Source organism: Variovorax humicola (assembly GCF_037889915.1).
Taxonomy (GTDB): Bacteria; Pseudomonadota; Gammaproteobacteria; order Burkholderiales; family Burkholderiaceae_C; genus Variovorax; species Variovorax humicola.
In genome coordinates, this window is the sequence record NZ_JBBKZV010000093.1 from 1 (window position 1) to 1,853 (window position 1,853).

Genomic DNA, 1,853 nt, shown 5'->3' on the forward strand with positions numbered 1-1,853 from the left:
TCCGGCGGTGCCTTGTAGGGCATGAGCTGCTGCAGCCGCGCGCCCAGCGGCGACAGCACCATCGCCTCGACTTGCGTGCCGTTGTGCGACACCCGCAGCGCCAGCGGGTTCTTGCCTGCGCCACGCTCGACCTGCGCGGTGAAGGGCTTGTCATTGACCACGCCTTCGACGCGCACGCTGCCCAGGTGCGCGCTGCTGCTGATCCTGTAGATGGCGTCTGCGACCTGTACCGCACTGGAACCCGTCACGCCCTTGAAGTCGGTGACGGACACGGGCGTGTGCACATGCCGGCCCTCGGCGCCGAGCGTGACCACGACGAACTCCTCGCCCACCTTGACGCCATGGCCGTTGAGTTGCCCGCTGATGCCCGAGGCCCGTGCGCGGTAGCGCCGGTGCATGAAGGCAACCAGCGCCACCAGGAAGTTCGGGTCGTCGTGCGGCACGTCTTCGGCGTGGAAGCCCTTGGCGTAGTGCTCGGCGATGAAGCCGGTGTTGAAGTCGCCGGTCACGAACTTCGGATGCGCCAGCAGCGCGGCCTGGAACGGGATGTTGCTGCTGACGCCGCGGATCACGAAGGCGTTGAGCGCCTCGCGCATCAGCGCGATCGCATGCGCGCGGTCGCGCCCGTGCACGATCAGCTTGGCGATCATCGAGTCGTAGAACATCGGGATCTCGCCGCCGTCGTACACGCCAGTGTCCACGCGCACGCCGTACAGGTGCTCGGTGTCGGCCGAGAACATCGTCTCCTGCGGCGGCTGGAAGCGCGTGAGGCGCCCGGTCGACGGCAGGAAGTTGCGAAACGGGTCCTCGGCATTGATGCGGCATTCGATGGCCCAGCCTTCGCGCTTGACCTGCGCCTGCGCAACCGGCAGCTTCTCGCCGGCAGCCACGCGGATCATCAACTCGACCAGGTCCAGCCCGGTGATGCACTCGGTGACCGGATGCTCCACCTGCAGGCGCGTGTTCATCTCCAGGAAGTAGAAGCTCTGGTCCTTGCCGACCACGAACTCGACCGTGCCGGCGCTCTGGTACTTCACCGCCTTGGCCAATTGCACCGCCTGCTCGCCCATGGCCTTGCGCGTGGCCTCGCTGATGAAGGGCGACGGCGCCTCCTCGATCACCTTCTGGTGACGGCGCTGGATCGAGCACTCGCGCTCGTTCAGGTAGATCACGTTGCCGTGCGCATCGCCCAGCACCTGGATCTCGATGTGGCGCGGCTCCTCGACGAACTTCTCGATGAACACGCGGTCGTCGCCGAAGCTGTTGCGCGCCTCGTTGCGGCACGAGGTGAAGCCGTCGAAGGCCTCCTTGTCGTTGAAGGCCACGCGCAGCCCCTTGCCGCCGCCGCCGGCCGAGGCCTTGATCATCACGGGATAGCCGATGTCCTTGGCGATCTCCACGGCACGCTCGGCCGTCTCGATGGCGTCGTTCCAGCCGGGGATGGTGTTGACCTTGGCTTCGTTGGCGAGCTTCTTGGAGGCGATCTTGTCGCCCATGGCCGCGATGGAATAGTGCTTGGGGCCGATGAAGACGATGCCCTCTTCCTCGACCTTGCGGGCGAAGGCCTCGTTCTCCGACAGGAAGCCGTAGCCGGGGTGCACCGCTTGCGCGCCGGTCTGCTTGCAGGCCGCGATGATGCGGTCGGCCTGCAGGTAGCTCTCGCGGCTGGGGGCAGCGCCGATGTGCACGGCCTCGTCGGCCAGTTCGACGTGGCGCGCTTCCTTGTCGGCATCGGAATAGACGGCCACCGTGAGGATGCCCATCTTCCTGGCGGACTTGATGACGCGGCAGGCGATTTCTCCGCGGTTGGCGATCAGGATCTTCTTAAACATTGTGGGTCTCCGCGGGGAAAT

The 1,853-nt window shown here is 66.2% G+C and carries 1 protein-coding gene; it reads right to left on the reverse strand.

The window, feature by feature from the left end; all coding sequences use genetic code 11:
• A partial coding sequence (locus tag WKW80_RS37125; protein WP_340368548.1) for an acetyl-CoA carboxylase biotin carboxylase subunit occupies positions 1-1,832 on the reverse strand: 1,832 nt, incomplete at its 3' end.
• Positions 1,833-1,853 lie beyond the last annotated feature (21 nt).